Below are 15,717 nucleotides of genomic sequence, written 5' to 3' on the forward strand. Positions count from 1 at the left end.
GTAAGCTCTTCTTCCCGGCTAAAGCCGGTCCCACGTCGTCCGGTACGACGAGAGCAAATGGCGCTTCCAGAGATTAGCGCATCTTAGCCAACATCAAAACGTTTGCAGCAAAGCCCGCAGCCGGTCCAGCGCCGGGTCGATGTCCAGGGTTTCGATGGCGCCAAAGCCCAGATAGATTCCGGCGCGATCAGGTGTGGACTGGTAATACGGCGTCAGTGAGTAAATGCCGACGTCATGCTGGCGAGCCTGTTTGATGAGCCGCTCGACATCCAGTGGCACCTTGCACCACAGCGCCATGTGAAAGCCCGCCGTGGCCGGAATGGCTTCAAACCAGGGCGCAAGGTCCGTCGCCAGCCGCGAAAGAATGCGTTCCCGACGCCCGGCGTAGATCCCGTGGCAGCGACGAATATGTTTTTGCAGTAAGCCGTCGTCGATAAATTTAGCCAGTGCCCATTGATTCAAGGTGCTGGTGTGCCAGTCGGTCAATTGCCGGGCCTTGATCACTGCTGCGTAAATGGCGGCGGGTAACACGGCGTAACCCAGACGCAGCTCCGGCAACAGGGTTTTCGAGAACGTCCCGACGTAGGCGACTATGCCGTGGCGATCCATGCTCTGCAGCGAGTCGGTGGGCTGGCCTTCGTAGCGGAATTCGCTGTCGTAGTCATCCTCAATGATGATCGCGCCGATACGCCGCGCTTTGTCCAGCAAGGCCTGACGACGGGCCGCGGTCATGGGCATGCCCAGTGGCATCTGGTGCGACGGCGTGACGTAGATAAACCGTGCATCTTCCGGAATTGCATCCACCTGCATGCCGTCGGCGTCCACCGGAACGCCAATCACTTTTGCGCCTTGGGCGGAGAATAATAGACGGGCCGGTCTATAGCCCGGATCCTCCATGGCAACGTGACAGCCGGGCTCGATCAGCACTCGTGAAATAAGGTCCAGCGCCTGTTGCGCGCCGTTACACACAACAATGTCATCGGCCACGCAACGCACGCCGCGGGCGAACGCGATATGTCCGGCAATGGCCTTGCGCAGAATCTCCAGGCCTTGCGGCTGACTGTACAGACCGGGTGTTTTCGCCAGTTGCCGCAAGGCATGCTGCACGCAGCGTCGCCATTCTTCAGCGGGAAAATGACTGTGACTGACCGCGCCGCCAATGAAGTCGCCGCGTCGGGTGTCCTCTACAGCAGGGTGGCGCAGGCCCAGCTCCAGGCTTTGCCATTTCTCCAGAACTGCCGCACTGGCGAGGTCACAGGTTTCCTGCTTGCGGGACTGCGCGGTCGCCAGGCTGTTGACGAAGGTGCCGCTGCCCCTCTTGCCCACCAGAAAGTTCTCGTAGGTCAGGCGTGAGTAGGCGTCCGAGATGGTTTTACGTGACAGACCCAGTTGCACCGCCAACAGACGGCTGGGCGGTAACTGCACACCCGCGGCGAGCCGACCGGATTCGATGTTGTCACGCAATTGGTCGTAGAGCTGGTTTGCCAGGTCCTTGCGACCTTTGATGACAATGTGCAATTCCATCGCTTGCTCCGGGCCAACCGCGACGCACGGTTTGAAAGGCCGCTGATTCTTTCAGGGCTCTCCGGGTTCGGCAATCAGCTTCGGTAGAAGTGTTTCAAAGGCAGGAGGTATTTAGCATGCTGGAGGAGGGGGTAGCTGGATTAACGGGATGCGCAGAGAGGAGTTGAGAGGTGTGTACGCAAAATTGTTGTAGGAGCTGCCGAAGGCTGCGATAGCGGTATCATCAGATACATCGTTTTCTCAGCCTTCGACGGCTCTCATCAAACACAAAATAACTATTTGAATTCAGCTACTTTTTTGTAGGAGTGAGCTTGCTCGCGATAGCGTTTGGTCAGGCGATAACTTCTCAACAGTTCGACCGCCATCGCGAGCAAGCTCACTCCTACAGGACCCAGTGTTTACCGCGAGACAGCGCTGTGTCACGCACACCGGGGCCACTCCTGCAATTCGATTGCTCTTACTTTTTCTTTGCCGGCACGATTTCGGTGATTTGCCCGTTGGTGAGCTGTACCTGCACATATTTGTCGTGGATCTGCACCCACTGGGATTCTTTGGCCGGCTCTTTCAGGCCACGCTTGCTCCAGTCTTTCAGACCTTCTTCAGGACGGCGGAATTTCTCAGGCGCGCGGGAGCCGAGTTCCAGATCATGCATGTTGTCCTTGGACTTCTCAATGGTCGGCTCTGGGGCATCGGCAGCCTGGACTGATAGGCTGGTCACAGACACACAGCCAAGAATTGCCAGACAGGCGACGAGTGATTTGCTCTTCATATACAGCTCCTAAGGCTCAGTGCGTAATGCGCTGTTCGTAGCTCTAGGACAACTGTCGAAAAAAATCATTCGGTTTCATTGCTGGGTTATGGCTGATGGGTCGTCGATCCGTGAACCAGTGCTCGCCCTGACGACGCAGGGCGAGCATTGGGGGGCGTCAGCTTTTCAGCGTTTGCGCGACGACAGTGGCAAGCGGCGTAGTGGGGCGACCAATCAGGGCGCTCAACTGGCGACTGTCATCGATTAGAGCACCCTTGGCTGCGGCTGCATCCGAGTCGGCCAGCAGTTCAGCGACGCTACCTGGCAAGCCAGCCTGAATCAGTGCGGCTTGAAAATCGGTCTGCGGCAAGTCGGTATACGGCACGGTTTTGCCCGTTTGCTTCGAAATCTCGGCGGCAAAGTCGCTCAGGGTGTAAGCGTCGTCACCTGCCAACTCATAAACCCGACCGGCCTGGTTTTCAGTCGAGGTCAACACCGCCACGGCTGCGTCCGCATAGTCAACACGGGTGGCTGAGCTGATACGGCCCTGAGCGGCGCTGCCGAACACTGCGCCATGTTCCAGTGCCGCCGGGATACTCGCGGCGTAGTTCTCGGTATACCAGCCATTGCGCAACAGTACGAACGGCACGCCGGACTTCTGCAGCGCCGCTTCGGTCTGGCGATGTTCTTCCGCAAGCCCCAGCAGCGAATTGTCAGCATGCAAAACGCTGGTATACGCCAGCAGCTTGACGTTGGCACGTTTCGAGGCGTCGATCACCGCCTGATGCTGCGCGGCACGTTGGCCGATTTCATTGGAAGAAATCAGCAGAATCTTCTCGGCACCTTTGAACGCGCTGTCCAGCGTTGAAGCTTGCGAGTAATCGGCTTGACGCACCTGCACGCCCAATGCGGCGAGGTCAGAGGCTTTTTCCGGGCTGCGCACGGCGGCGATGAGTTGCCCTGCAGGAACGCTGGCCAGCAGCTTTTCAATGACGAGACGGCCCAATTGGCCGGTTGCTCCGGTAATAACGTACATGCTTGGTTCCTTCAATGTATTCAAGGGAAGCCAGAGCATAGACATGATGCTAACCTTTCGTAAGTACGTACGAAAAGGTAAGTGTCATGAATGGATCAGAGCAGCAAAGCCGTTCACTGCTCGCGGCAGTGATGGAAGCGCGGGCGGGCGAGTTGATGGCGGCGGATTGTCCGTCGCGGATCGTGCTCAATCACGTGTGCAGTCGCTGGGGCGTATTGGTGCTGGTGGTGCTGCGCAGCGGCATGCACCGCTTCAGTGAACTGCGCCGCAAGATTGGCGGGGTCAGCGAGAAAATGCTCTCGCAGACATTGCAGCATCTGGAGGGTGACGGTTTCGTCGAGCGCAAGGCATTGCCGGTGGTGCCGCCACACGTTGAATACCGCCTGACGCCGCTAGGTGAGGAAGTGGCGTTGCAGGTCGAGAATCTGGCGAACTGGATCGAGGGTAATCTGCCGCGCATCATGGCGGCGCGAGAGGAAGTGGATTCAGCCAGATTGACCTGAGACTTGTGGAAGTAACTTGTGGGAGCGGTGCTTGCCCGCGATAAGGCTGGACGCGATCTGAAGAGAACCGCGTCCAGCCTTATCGTCGGAATTCCGCCCAGACCAAGCACCGCTCCCACAGGTCCCCCGTAATTTCTGAGACCAGCTTCACCCGGACAAAAAAATGCCCGGCGACATGACGAGGCCGGGCAAAGGGGAGGTGAACCGTTTATTTCGGTTGCAGCGCCTCGCGGACGGTTTTCACGTCTGCACTGGACACCGCAGGGGCGGCGTTGCCCCAACTGTTGCGCACGTAGGTCAGCACGTTGGCGACGTCGTCATCGGACAGCGCCCACCCCAGTGCAGGCATCGCCGGTGCGGTCGGGGCTGCATCGGTGGCTCCGGCACGACTGCCTGCCAGCACCACGCGGATCATCGACGACGGGTCGGCACTGTTGATCAGAGGCGCCATGGCCAGTTTCGGGAACAGGTTTTCTGCACCTTCACCGTTGCCCACGTGGCAGGCTGAACAGCGGTCAGCGTAGATGGTTTTGCCTGCAACCATGGCCGGATCATTCGCGTCCAGCGCTTTGGGGAGCGCAGCCGGTTTCGCGCCATCCTTGAGGTAGACCGCCACGGCCATCAGGTCGGCATCCTTCCAGTGTTGCGAAGAATGTTCGACTTCCTCGGCCATTGGACCTGAGGCGATATCGAAGCGGTTGGCACCGGTCTTCAGATACTTGACGATGTCTTCCTCGGTCCAGCTACCGATACCGCTGTGGGCGTCGGCGGTGATGTTTGGCGCGACCCAGTTCTGCAGGTTGGCACCGGTCAGGAACTGATCGTTCTTGTCGCCACCCGTCAGGCCTTTAGGCGTGTGGCAGGTGCCACAATGCCCCAGACCCTCCACCAGATAGGCGCCGCGGTTCCACTGCTCGGACTTCTGCGGATTGGCTTTGAATTCGCCTTCCTTGAAGTTCATCAGGTTCCACGCCAACAAGCTGGTGCGCACGTTGAACGGGAAGGGCAGCTGGTTGGTTTCAACCTTGTTGTCCACCGCATCCAGCGTTTGCAGGTAGGCCCAGATCGCCTGATTATCCTGACGGGTGACCTTGGTGTAGGCGGTGTAGGGCATTGCTCCGTACAAACGCTTGCCGTCCAGGCCGTGTCCCTTGGACATGGCGTTCTGGAAGTCGTTGAAGGTCCAGCGACCGATGCCTGTGACCGGATCTGGCGTGATATTGGCCCCCAGCAGTTTGCCGAACGGCGTATCAAGCACCACGCCCCCGGAAAACGCCGGTTTGCCGGGCAAGGTATGGCAGGCGGTGCAGTCGCCCAGGGTGGTCAGATACCGGCCTTGTTCCACCAGGTTGTACGAGTCGGCCCCGGTGGCGGCGTGTGCGACGTTGAGGGTCAGGCCCAATACGCCGACGCAGACAGAGAGAAGAGTCTTCATGCCGGGATCATCTCCCCAGGGCGTTTCAAATATCGGGTGCGAATCGCATCGGCGGCCTTGAAGGCCAGTGCTGCGACAGTGCCGGTGGGGTTGTAGCCGGGGTTCTGCGGGAAGGCCGACGAGCCAACCACGAACAGGTTCGGTACATCCCAGACTTGCAGGTATTTGTTCACCGAACTGGTCTTCGGATCAGCCCCCATGATGAAACCGCCGACGATGTGCGACGACTGATAGGGCGAGCTGTTCCAGTGCCCGGTCTGCGCTTTCGGGACGGTCTGTAGCGGGTTCATGCTCTTGGCGATTTCCTGAACCTTGCCCGTCACGTACGCGGCCATCTTGCGGTCGTTTTCCGGGAAGTCGAAGGTGATACGCAACAGCGGCCGACCATGAGGATCCTTGTAGGTCGGGTCCAGTGACAGGTAGTTGGTGCGGGTCGCGTAACTACTGGCTTCACAGCCGATGGACATGGTGTTGGCGTAGTTCTTGACTGTCGCCTGCTTCCACTGTGAACCCCAGGCGGGTGTGCCCGGCGGCACCGGACGCGCGTCAATGGGGGCGGCGCCGATGGGCGTTACCCGCGTGCTGCCGCCGCCGACAAAACCCAGACCCGAGTGGTCGAAGTTGTCGTTATTGAACTCGTCGATACCCATGCCAATGGCACCGCCGCCAATGAACGGGTTGAAGTTCTTGTCATCGAAGAACATCTGCACGCTGTTGGCGGTCTGGTATGCGTAGTTGCGACCGGTGGTGCCGGTATTGGTCACCGGATCGTAGGGCTTGCCGACGCCGGAAAGCAGCATCAGACGCACGTTTTCGAAGATGAATGCGCTGATGATGACCAGGTCTGCGGGTTGCTCGAACTCTTCACCATTGGCATCGACGAAGATGATCCCGGTGGCACGCTTGCCGGTGCTGTCCATGGTCACGCGCAGCACTTCACAGTTGGTCTGGGCGGTGAAGTTGGGCTTGCGGATCAGGACCGGCAAGACCGTGGTGATGGCGCTGGCCTTTGAATAGTTGGCGCAGCCATAGTTAGTGCAGAAACCGCAGAAGGTGCATGCGCCCATGGTCACGCCCAAGGAGTTGGTGTAAGCCCGGGAAACCAGTGCCGAGGGCACCGGAAAAGGCTTGTAACCGAGATTGCGGGCAGCTTCGGCAAATAGCGTTGGCGCATAGGTCTGTTCGGTTGGCGGGTTCGGGTATTCCTCCGAGCGGGCACCTTCGAAGGTGTTGCCGCCTTCCTGAATCACGCCCTTGATGTTGCCAGCCTTGCCGGACACACCGGCCAGTCGGTCGAACTTGGTGTAGAACGGCTCCATCTCCTCCCAGTCGGTGCCCCAGTCCTGCAGGGTCAACTCGGCAGGCAGCTCTTTGCCGTAACGCTCGGTCAGGTAGCTGTGCAGACGGAATTCATTGGGCTGAAAGCGGAAAGTAATGCCCGCCCAGTGGTTGCCCGCGCCGCCAGTGCCATTGCCTGGGTGGAAAGACCCCCACGTGCGCATCGGCAGTGCGGTTTCAGTGACGTTGTTGCGAATGGTGCAGGCGTTTTGTTTTGGGCGAACCATCAAGTCCTGACGGCGGCTATAGCGCAATTCGTCAGTTGCCGAGGCGATGTTGAAGTCCGCAGCCGTGTCGCGCCACGGGCCGCGTTCGAAGCCAATGACGCTCAAGCCTTCATCGGCGAGTTCATTGGCAATGATAGATCCGGCCCAGCCGAGTCCGACAACCACCACATCGGTGGAAGGTAGTTTTCTAGCCATGTCGATTAACCCTTCTTTTGCCAGGCAGAGCTGCCGATGATCGATATCGGTGTGAGGTCGAGCTTCTGGTTATGCCGTCTGACGTAATCGCGGTAGTCATAACGGGCGCCGGGAAAGCCGATCATTTTCCACGACACCATGTCGCGGTTGCCGCCGTAGACGGGGTCGGCAAAGAAGCCTTCCATGGTGTTGCCCAGCACTTGCTGGAAGAACAGCTTCGCGTCGATGCCTTCGAGCTCCACTGCACCTTTTTCCAGGCTGGTAAGAACCTTGTCCCGCTCTTCGTCGCCCAGGGCGCTGAAGGTTTTCTGAAACTGCTTCTGGCAGTACCGGGTCAGGGCAGCAATGCCGAGGCGATAACGCTCACGGGGCACCAGTGGCGATTGATCACCCTGCATCGGCGTACCGTTTTCGAACGGGCCCTGCATGTACAGGCGATCAAAAGTGCCGTACTCACCCGCCAGCTGGCGGTCGATGAAGACGGCGCATCCGGCGTCTTTACCGCTGACGCTGAGGTCATCCGCAGGGATCAGGCGCTCGACGATGGCTTCGACTTCATGGGCTTCTTCAGCTGTGAAGAACTGCCAGCCCGGCGTTTCGTAATGCATCGGGCCGTTGTGATCGAAAGGCACCCATTGCGGCACGCCAGTGAGGGTGGCGGCCTTGGCGCTGGCGGCGGCCCCGGCGGCCAGGGTGGTGGCAGAGGACACCAGCAGTTGGCGGCGGGTCAGGCCTTTTGGTGGCAGGTCAGGCATTTTTTGAGGCTCCTGCGAACGCATACGACAGGAGCGGGTCCCATCGGCAGTTGGCGTGTCGCGGTCAATACACGGTGTTTGTCCGACTGAGGGACACTGAAAACTCACGTGAGGGTGTGACATTAGGTCTCTGGCAAATCGGTAAGCCCGAAGCGCATGCTAAGCAGGCAACAGCCAGATTCCGCGATCATCTTTTCCGCACGTCCGCCATGATAGATATGTTGCCAAACGTTGCGCCGCACTCATTTCACAATGGACTGTTGCGCTCAGGGTAATAATCTTCGGCTGTTTCTCGACCGTTCATGCCAAGCAGACAAGACAAATCCTCCGTGGACAGGCACTTCTTGGTATCGTGCGCACCCTGTCGTGTACGGAAATATCTCCTCATACATTTTCTGCGCGGCCAGTGTGCGGCGATCAGGCGCCTCGCCAACAAGTTGGCTCCTACAGATCGTGCGCAATACCCTGTAGGAGCCAACTTGTGGCGAAGCGTCGTGTCAGGCAATGCACATCGCGAATTTTTGCCATTTAAAGAGAAGCTGTAGAAATGCCCGATCCAATTCCTTTGAAGGATCACGAAAAAGATGCCCGGCTGGTCAACAAGCGGTTGATCGCCTGCGCATTGCTCGTGGCCATCTTGAGCGCGTGTCTCGTGGCGCGGATGTATTTCCTGCAAGTCACCGAGTTCGCCTATCACTCGACCATCTCTGAAAACAACCGTGTACACGTTCTGCCCATCGCCCCCGAGCGCGGTTTGATCTACGACCGGAACGGAGTGGTACTGGCGGATAACCGGCCCAGCTACAACATGACGCTCACCCGCGAGCGGGCAGGGGATTGGCACAAAGTCATTGATGAAGTGATGGTGCTGCTCAAACTGCCCGAGGAGGAGCGCATCCTCTTCGATAAAGACCTCAAACAAGTGCGTCACCCGTTCGAGCCCGTGACCTTGTTGTACGAGCTGACCGAAGAGCAGATCGCTGTGCTGGCGGTGAATCAGTACCTGCTGCCGGGTATCGACGTCGAGCCTCAGTTCGTGCGGCATTACCCGTTGGGCGCGCACTTTGCCCACTCCATAGGGTACGTCGGGCGGATCAACGAGAAAGAAGCCAAACAACTGGATTCAGTTGAATACCGCGGCACTCAGTCCATCGGCAAGACCGGCATCGAACGGTTCTATGAGTCCGAATTGCACGGCAAGGTCGGCTATGAAGAAGTCGAGACCAATGCGCAGGGTCGGGTGTTGCGGGTGCTAAAACACACCGACCCGGTACCGGGCAAGAACATCACGTTGAGCCTGGATATTCACCTGCAGGAAGCTGCGGAAGCCGCGCTCGGGGACCGTCGTGGTTCGGTGGTGGCGCTGGACCCGGCCACCGGTCAGGTGCTGGCGATGGTCAGCAAACCAAGCTTCGATCCAAACCTGTTTGTCACCGGGATCAGCTTCAAGGAATACGCGGCGTTGCGAGATTCCATCGATCGCCCGTTGTTCAACCGGGTCCTGCGTGGCCTCTATGCACCGGGCTCGACCATCAAGCCAGAAGTGGCGATTGCCGGTCTCGACAGTGGCGTCGTGAACGCCTCTACCAAAGTCTTCGACCCCGGTTATTTCCAGTTGCCGGACTTTGATCACAAATACCGCAACTGGAACCACAGCGGCGATGGCTGGGTGGACATGGACGCGGCGATCATGCGTTCCAATGACACCTACTTCTACACCCTGGCGCACAAGCTGGGCATCGACCGCATGTACGACTACATGACCATGTTTGGTCTGGGCCAAAAGGTCTCGCTGGACATGTTCGAGGAGTCAGCGGGGCTGATGCCGTCGCGGCAATGGAAACGTGCCACCCGACGTCAGGCGTGGTTCCCCGGTGAAACCGTGATTCTCGGCATCGGTCAGGGCTACATGCAGGTCACGCCGTTGCAACTGGCGCAAGCTACGTCGTTGATCGCCAACAAGGGCGTTTGGGTGCGCCCACACCTGGCCATGGAAGTCGGCGGTAGCGCTCCGGTGGACGAACACCCGATGCCGAACATCGTGCTGCATGATCCCGGCGAGTGGAATCAGGTCAACATCGGCATGCAGATGGTCATGCACGATCCCCGCGGCATCGCCCGTGCAGCGGCGCAGGGCGCGCAGTACCGCATCGCCGGTAAAAGTGGTACCGCGCAGGTGGTGGCGATCAAGCAGGGCGAGCGCTATGACCGCGCCAAGACCCTCGAACGCAATCGGGACAACGCCTTGTTCGTCGGTTTTGCACCGGCCGATCATCCGAAGATCGTGGTGGCAGTCATGATCGAGAACGGCGAGGCGGGCGGTCGGGTCGCCGGCCCCGTCGTCAGGGAAATCCTCGACGCCTGGCTGTTGGACAAGGACGGCAAGCTGAAGCCGCAATACGCGGCACCCGCCAAACCGGGTGAGCCACATGTGTAGGTTTTCAGCTTAGGCACTGTCTCTTCTGCTGACTGCTTTAGGTAGGAGGCAACTTGTTGGCGAGGAGGCTTGATGCGGTGATTCAGTCCTGCCGCCTCGCGAACAAGTTCGCTCCTACCGTTGAGTTCGGGATAGTGCACCACAAGCTGAACTGTGCGCCCCACAGCCTGTCGATGACTGATGCGTACCAAGACACTGGCTACGTTTTCCATCTGTCTCGACAAGGAAACCAGCATGTCCAAAACCATTGCCGATCACCTCGCTCAAACCCTCGCCAGTGCTGGCGTCAACCGTATCTGGGGGGTGAGCGGCGACAGCCTCAATGGCCTGACCGATAGCCTGGAAAGAATCGACTCCATCCGCTGGATGCACACCCGCCACGAAGAAGTCGCAGCCTTCGCCGCCGGTGCTGAAGCGGCGAGCACGGGCAAGCTGGCGGTGTGCGCGGGCAGTTGCGGGCCGGGTAATCTGCACTTGATCAACGGACTCTATGACTGCCATCGCAATCAGGTTCCGGTATTGGCGATCGCGGCACATATCCCGTCGTCGGAAGTCGGCCTGGGTTATTTTCAGGAAACCCATCCCCAGGAACTCTTCAAGGAGTGCAGCCACTTCGTCGAACTGGTCAGCACCCCTGAGCAATTTCCCCGGGTGCTGGAGCGCGCCATGCGTGCCGCGATTGGTCAGCGTGGCGTTGCGGTGATTGTGTTGCCAGGCGACGTCGCCCTGAGCGATGCCCCTGACGCGCTGGCCAAATGGGTGGCGACCGCGCCTCCAACGGTCACGCCGAGCGAGCCGGATATTCAGCAACTGGCCGACATCCTCAATGAATCCAAAGCGGTCACCTTGTTGTGCGGTGCCGGTTGCGCCGGGGCCCATGACGAGATGGTCGCCCTGGCCGACCGCCTTGGCGCGCCCGTGGTGCATGCTCTGCGCGGCAAGCAATATGTCGAGTATGACAACCCGTTCGATGTCGGCATGACCGGGCTGATCGGTTTCAGCTCGGGTTATCACGCCATGCTGTCCTGCGACACGCTGGTGATTCTGGGCAGTAGTTTTCCGTACCGGAATTTCTACCCGACGGACGCCAAAATCGTCCAGATCGACATCGACCCCACCGCCCTGGGCCGACGCACGCCGATTGCTCTGGGGTTGACCGGCGGCGTGAAAGAAACCCTTGCCGCGCTGCTGCCCAAACTGAATCGTCAGGAAGACCGCCGTTTCCTCGACAAGGCGCTCAAGCATTACGCCAAGTCACGGGAAGGGCTGGATGATCTGGCCACGCCGTCGGCGCCCGGCAACCCTATTCATCCGCAGTACCTGACCCGTTTGATTGACGAGCAGGCGGATGCCGATGCCATCTTCAGTGTCGACGTCGGCACGCCAACGCTGTGGGCGGCGCGCTACCTGCACATGAACGGCAAGCGCAGTTTGCTGGGCTCGTTCAACCATGGCTCCATGGCTAACGCGATGCCGCAAGCGCTGGGGGCAAAAGCGGCGCATCCGGATCGTCAGGTGATTTCCCTATGCGGTGATGGCGGATTGTCGATGCTGATGGGCGATCTGCTCAGCGTGCGTCAGCTGGACCTGCCGATCAAAATGGTGGTGTTCAACAACAGCTCGCTGGGCTTCGTGGACATGGAAATGAAAGCCAGCGGCTACGTTCCTCATGGTACTGATCTGTACGAGACCAATTTCGCCGGTATCGCGTTGGGCGCTGGCATTCTGGGTATTCGCGTGGAGAGTGCTGAAGAGTTGCCTGCTGCCTTGCGCAAGGCGTTCGATCATCCGGGGCCGGTATTGCTGGATGTCGTCACCGCCAAACAGGAACTGGGCATCCCGCCAAAAATCAAACTGGCCCAGGCCAAAGGCTTTAGCCTGTACATGATGCGCGCCGTGTTGAGCGGGCGTGGGGATGAGGTGTTTGAGTTGGTGAAAACGAATTTGCGTTGATCTGCTTCCTGCCCTGATGCGCTGCCGAAAGGCCGTAAAAACGCCGCGTGCGAAACGCGGTCTTTCTGGCTTTTCGGCGGCGTTCCGCTGAAATTTTTGCCCGTTGAAAGCGCATTGTTCATTTCCCCCGCACCGTTCTGAGTCGCAATAAAAGCCTCTGAAATATCCTGCAAAAAAAGCATTGTGCTGGCTGGAAAGTGAATGTTATGTTGATAACAAGATTTGGTTTGTTGAGTTATTTCTAACATTTTTACAGGCGCTTCAGGGATGCCGTAATCAGCATGAATGCCACGGAAAAACACACTTTTCTCGAGATACTCGAACAGCGCTTTACCGAGCTGACGCCTACGGGCAAGCGCATCGGGGGCTACCTGCTGGCCAATCCTCAGCAGCTGCCGTTCGAGACCGCGGACAGCATCGCGCAGCAGACCGGCACAACCGGCATTTCAGTCGGCCGGTTCTTCCGTTCGCTGGGTTATCGCAACATTGATGACGTGAAGCAGAGTCTTCGTGGCGACTCCACGGGGAGTTGGTTGCTGACAGACCGGCTCGGGGCATTTCGCGAGGAAAGCATTCTCGGTGATGCTCTGGACCGTTCGCTGACTCGTGAGCTGGAAGCCATCCAGCATGTCTACGGCCTGGCCCGCAGTGATACGTTCGCAACCATTGTTGAACGTATCTACAGTGCTGACGCCGTGTTCATCATCGGCATTCAGACCACCCGTGGCATTCTCAATGCCTTCTTCAGTCATCTGGAATACATCCGTCCGCAGGTGTACTACGTGGACGGCTTATCGGGTACGTATGCCGAGTCGCTGAACTCAGGATTCAAAAATCCCTACGCACTCATTGCGGACTTCCGCACTTACTCCAGCATGACCCGCAAATTTTGCGAGGTCGCCAGTGGCCAGGATTTGCCCTTGGCGTTGATCACTGATTTCCATTGTCCCTGGGCGCGGGATTACTCCATGGACCTGTTGCAGTTGAAGTCCGACGTCGGGCAGTTCTGGGACTCACCCGCACCTCTGGCCTGCCTGTTCAACCTGATGGTGTCCGCTGTGGCCGAGAAATACGGTGAGCGGCTTGACCAGCGCCTGGCGAAAAACCGTCAGTTGCAAGAGCTTTTCGGTCAGTTCGAATGAATGGCCCATTCATCATGTTCTTCGCTGTTTTTGTTAATGGAGTGTTTGAGTGAATAACGGCCCACTTGTCGAAGTCGATGCCCACGCGCTAGAGGTCCAGATCGACCTGATTTATGCCGGTGCCGACAACCTCGCTGGCAAGGTGATTTATCAGGACCCGCGTTGTTTGCTGCATGTGGACGCTGAGCGTTGCCTGCGCATGGCAAGCCGGTTGGCCCGGCAGGCCGGTTATCGCTTGAGGATATTTGATGCCTACCGTCCGCCGTATGCGCAGTTTCTGTTATGGGAGGCGCTGCCTAATCCTGAGTACGTCCGCGATCCGGGGCTGGGGTCACACCACAGTCGTGGCGTTGCGGTCGACCTTACGCTGATTGATGCCGACGGCCAGCCGTTGGACATGGGCACCGGGTTTGACGACATGCGTGAGCCTTCCCATCAGTTCTTCAGTGATCTGCCACCGCAGGTGCAGCGTAATCGCCTGATGCTTTTGGGGATCATGCTTGCTTCCGGTTTTACCTGGATCGACAGCGAATGGTGGCATTACGAGTTGCCCGACGCTGAGGATTATCCGCTGATCGACGATAAGTCGCTCCAGCCTGTCGGCCATTGAGATACGCGCTCAACAGCGCTGCATGACAACAGTATTCAAAAACAAATGACCGGGGCGTTGATGATTCCCGGCGTGAATTCGGCAAGACCTGCACTGCAGTGATTGCCCGTTTCGGACGTGAGTCCGAGTTTTAACTGCCCGGTATAGCTTCAATAAAAAACCTGACGAACTTCCACATATCGAATGATCAAGGAACCGGCATGAATCTGATTTTCACTCCGCGCCTCAATCCGCGCTCCCTTGCCATGGCATTGCTCTGTACGGCCATGGGGCTGGGGGCCTGGCAGTCTGCAAGCGCTGCTGCTCCCAAGGACGTTTTGATGATCGGCAAACCCGCCGACCCGCAAACCCTGGATCCTGCGGTCACCATCGATAACAACGACTGGGCGGTGACTTATCCGGCCTATCAGCGGCTTGTGACCTATAAGGTTGAAAACGGCAAGGGCAGCACCGAGGTCGAGGGCGAACTGGCCTCCGGCTGGACCACTTCGGCGGACAGTCTGGTCTGGGAATTCAAACTCAAACCCGGCAACAAGTTCGATGACGGAAGCGAAGTCAGTGCAGAAGCCGTCAAGTTCTCCTTTGACCGGGTCATGAAGCTCAAGCAAGGCCCGTCGGGTGCGTTCCCCGATGACATGGTGGTGTCGGTGGTCGATCCGTGGACCGTGCGGTTTACGCTCAAGACCCCCTATGCGCCTTTTCTCTCGACACTGGCCCATAACGGCGCTGCAATTGTGAACCCTGAAGTGGCGAAGAAAAGCGAAGGTGCTGAGGCTTACCTGTCGACCCATACCGCAGGTTCCGGTGCATTCAAACTGGTCGGCTGGCAGAAAGGCCAATCATTGACCATGGAGCAGAACAGCTACTACGCCGGACCCAAGCCAACCCTTAACAAGGTTGTGGTGAAAATCATTGGTGAGGCGTCGGTGCGGCGTCTGCAACTGGAGCGTGGCGATCTCGACATTATTGAAGATATGCCGGAGGACCAACTCGATGCCCTGAGCAAGAAGCCTGGCGTCGTGATCGGTGATTACCCGTCCTTGCGCGTGACGTTGCTGTATCTGAACACCAAGAAAGCGCCGATGGACAATCCCGATGCACGCCGTGCCATCGTTGACGCTCTGGATTACGACGGCATTATCAACGGTCTCCTGAAAGGCAAAGCCAAGCCCATGAACGGGCCGATTCCACAGGGCATGTGGGCTTACGATGAAAAATTGCCAGTGCCCAGGCAGGACCTGGCCAAGGCCAAGGCAGACCTCGCCAAGGCGCCGTCCAAAATCAGTTCGCTGAATTTCATGTATTCAGACAAGGACCCGAACTGGGAGCCTATCGGCCTCACCCTGCAAGCTGGCCTGGCGCCGCTGGGCGTTAATCTGAAACTGGAGAAGCTGGCTAACGCCACGATGCGTGAGCGTTTGGGCAAAGGTGATTTCGATGTCGCTATCGGTTCGTGGAGCCCGGATTTCGCCGACCCCTACATGTTCATGAATTTCTGGTTTGACTCCAAATTGCAAGGTCTGCCCGGCAACCGCTCATTTTATGAGAACCCTGCAGTGGACAAGTTGATTCGTGAATCCGCGGCCACCAACGACGCAGCCAAGCGCACCGAGTTGTATCAGCAGGCGCAGAAAATTGTCCTTGAGGACAGTGTTTACGCCTACCTCTACCAGAAGGCTTACACCTTGCCGATGCGCGATACGGTCAAGGGCTACGTGTTCAACCCGATGCTGGAGCAGGTGTTCAACGTCGGTACGATCACCAAGTAATACGTTACGGACTCAACATTTCTACCGTTAACGTTCGGCGCTCCC

Annotated in this window: 12 protein-coding genes; 6 read left to right on the plus strand and 6 right to left on the minus strand. The window is 58.3% G+C overall.

The features are described 5' to 3' along the window. Positions 1-93: 93 nt before the first annotated feature. The 3 genes from CKW31_RS19930 to CKW31_RS19940 form a co-directional block, all read right to left on the minus strand. On the minus strand, positions 94-1,524 hold the full coding sequence (locus tag CKW31_RS19930; RefSeq protein ID WP_095098908.1) for a PLP-dependent aminotransferase family protein: 1,431 nt from the start codon (positions 1,522-1,524) through the stop codon (positions 94-96). A 457-nt stretch (positions 1,525-1,981) separates the two neighbouring features. Next, positions 1,982-2,293 carry an RcnB family protein gene (locus CKW31_RS19935; RefSeq protein WP_095098911.1) on the minus strand — a complete coding sequence of 104 codons (312 nt, stop codon included), beginning with the start codon at positions 2,291-2,293 and terminating at the stop codon, positions 1,982-1,984. Between the two features lie 157 nt (positions 2,294-2,450). Continuing rightward, positions 2,451-3,308: an SDR family oxidoreductase gene (locus CKW31_RS19940; protein ID WP_095098915.1), complete on the minus strand. Its 858-nt coding sequence runs from the start codon at positions 3,306-3,308 to the stop codon at positions 2,451-2,453. 131 nt (positions 3,309-3,439) lie between these two features. On the opposite strand from CKW31_RS19940, the gene CKW31_RS19945 reads away from it, so the two are divergent. Then, positions 3,440-3,811, plus strand: a complete 372-nt coding sequence (locus CKW31_RS19945; RefSeq protein WP_371856790.1) for a winged helix-turn-helix transcriptional regulator — start codon at positions 3,440-3,442, stop codon at positions 3,809-3,811. A gap of 208 nt (positions 3,812-4,019) precedes the next feature. Here CKW31_RS19945 and CKW31_RS19950 read toward each other — a convergent pair whose 3' ends face one another. From CKW31_RS19950 to CKW31_RS19960, 3 genes are read right to left on the minus strand one after another with little or no spacing between them, the layout of a single operon-like run. Then, the gene (locus tag CKW31_RS19950; RefSeq protein WP_095098921.1) at positions 4,020-5,246 is read right to left on the minus strand and encodes a cytochrome c; all 1,227 of its coding nucleotides are present in this window, start codon (positions 5,244-5,246) and stop codon (positions 4,020-4,022) included. Continuing rightward, positions 5,243-7,006: a GMC family oxidoreductase gene (locus CKW31_RS19955; protein ID WP_095098924.1), complete on the minus strand. Its 1,764-nt coding sequence runs from the start codon at positions 7,004-7,006 to the stop codon at positions 5,243-5,245. Before CKW31_RS19955 ends, CKW31_RS19950 begins: the two co-directional genes overlap by 4 nt. Positions 7,007-7,011: 5 nt before the next feature. Continuing rightward, a complete protein-coding gene (locus tag CKW31_RS19960; RefSeq protein ID WP_095098927.1) occupies positions 7,012-7,761 on the minus strand; it encodes a gluconate 2-dehydrogenase subunit 3 family protein in 750 nt (249 codons plus the stop codon). Between the two features lie 547 nt (positions 7,762-8,308). Here CKW31_RS19960 and mrdA point away from each other — a divergent pair. The 5 genes from mrdA (at position 8,309) to CKW31_RS19985 (ending at position 15,672) form a co-directional block, all read left to right on the plus strand. Next, positions 8,309-10,198 carry a penicillin-binding protein 2 gene (gene mrdA / locus CKW31_RS19965; RefSeq protein WP_095098930.1) on the plus strand — a complete coding sequence of 630 codons (1,890 nt, stop codon included), beginning with the start codon at positions 8,309-8,311 and terminating at the stop codon, positions 10,196-10,198. A gap of 234 nt (positions 10,199-10,432) precedes the next feature. After that, positions 10,433-12,151: a ubiquinone-dependent pyruvate dehydrogenase gene (gene poxB / locus CKW31_RS19970; protein ID WP_095098933.1), complete on the plus strand. Its 1,719-nt coding sequence runs from the start codon at positions 10,433-10,435 to the stop codon at positions 12,149-12,151. Positions 12,152-12,432: 281 nt separating this feature from the next. Beyond that, positions 12,433-13,293, plus strand: coding sequence for a MurR/RpiR family transcriptional regulator (locus CKW31_RS19975; RefSeq protein WP_095098937.1), 861 nt, complete (start codon positions 12,433-12,435; stop codon positions 13,291-13,293). A gap of 49 nt (positions 13,294-13,342) precedes the next feature. Further along, a complete protein-coding gene (gene ddpX / locus CKW31_RS19980) occupies positions 13,343-13,903 on the plus strand; it encodes a D-alanyl-D-alanine dipeptidase (RefSeq protein WP_095098940.1) in 561 nt (186 codons plus the stop codon). 200 nt (positions 13,904-14,103) lie between these two features. After that, the gene (locus tag CKW31_RS19985; RefSeq protein WP_095098943.1) at positions 14,104-15,672 is read left to right on the plus strand and encodes an ABC transporter substrate-binding protein; all 1,569 of its coding nucleotides are present in this window, start codon (positions 14,104-14,106) and stop codon (positions 15,670-15,672) included. The last annotated feature ends 45 nt before the right edge of the window (positions 15,673-15,717 follow it).

The organism is Pseudomonas sp. Irchel 3A5, assembly GCF_900187575.1.
GTDB classification, from domain to species: domain Bacteria; phylum Pseudomonadota; class Gammaproteobacteria; order Pseudomonadales; family Pseudomonadaceae; genus Aquipseudomonas; species Aquipseudomonas folii.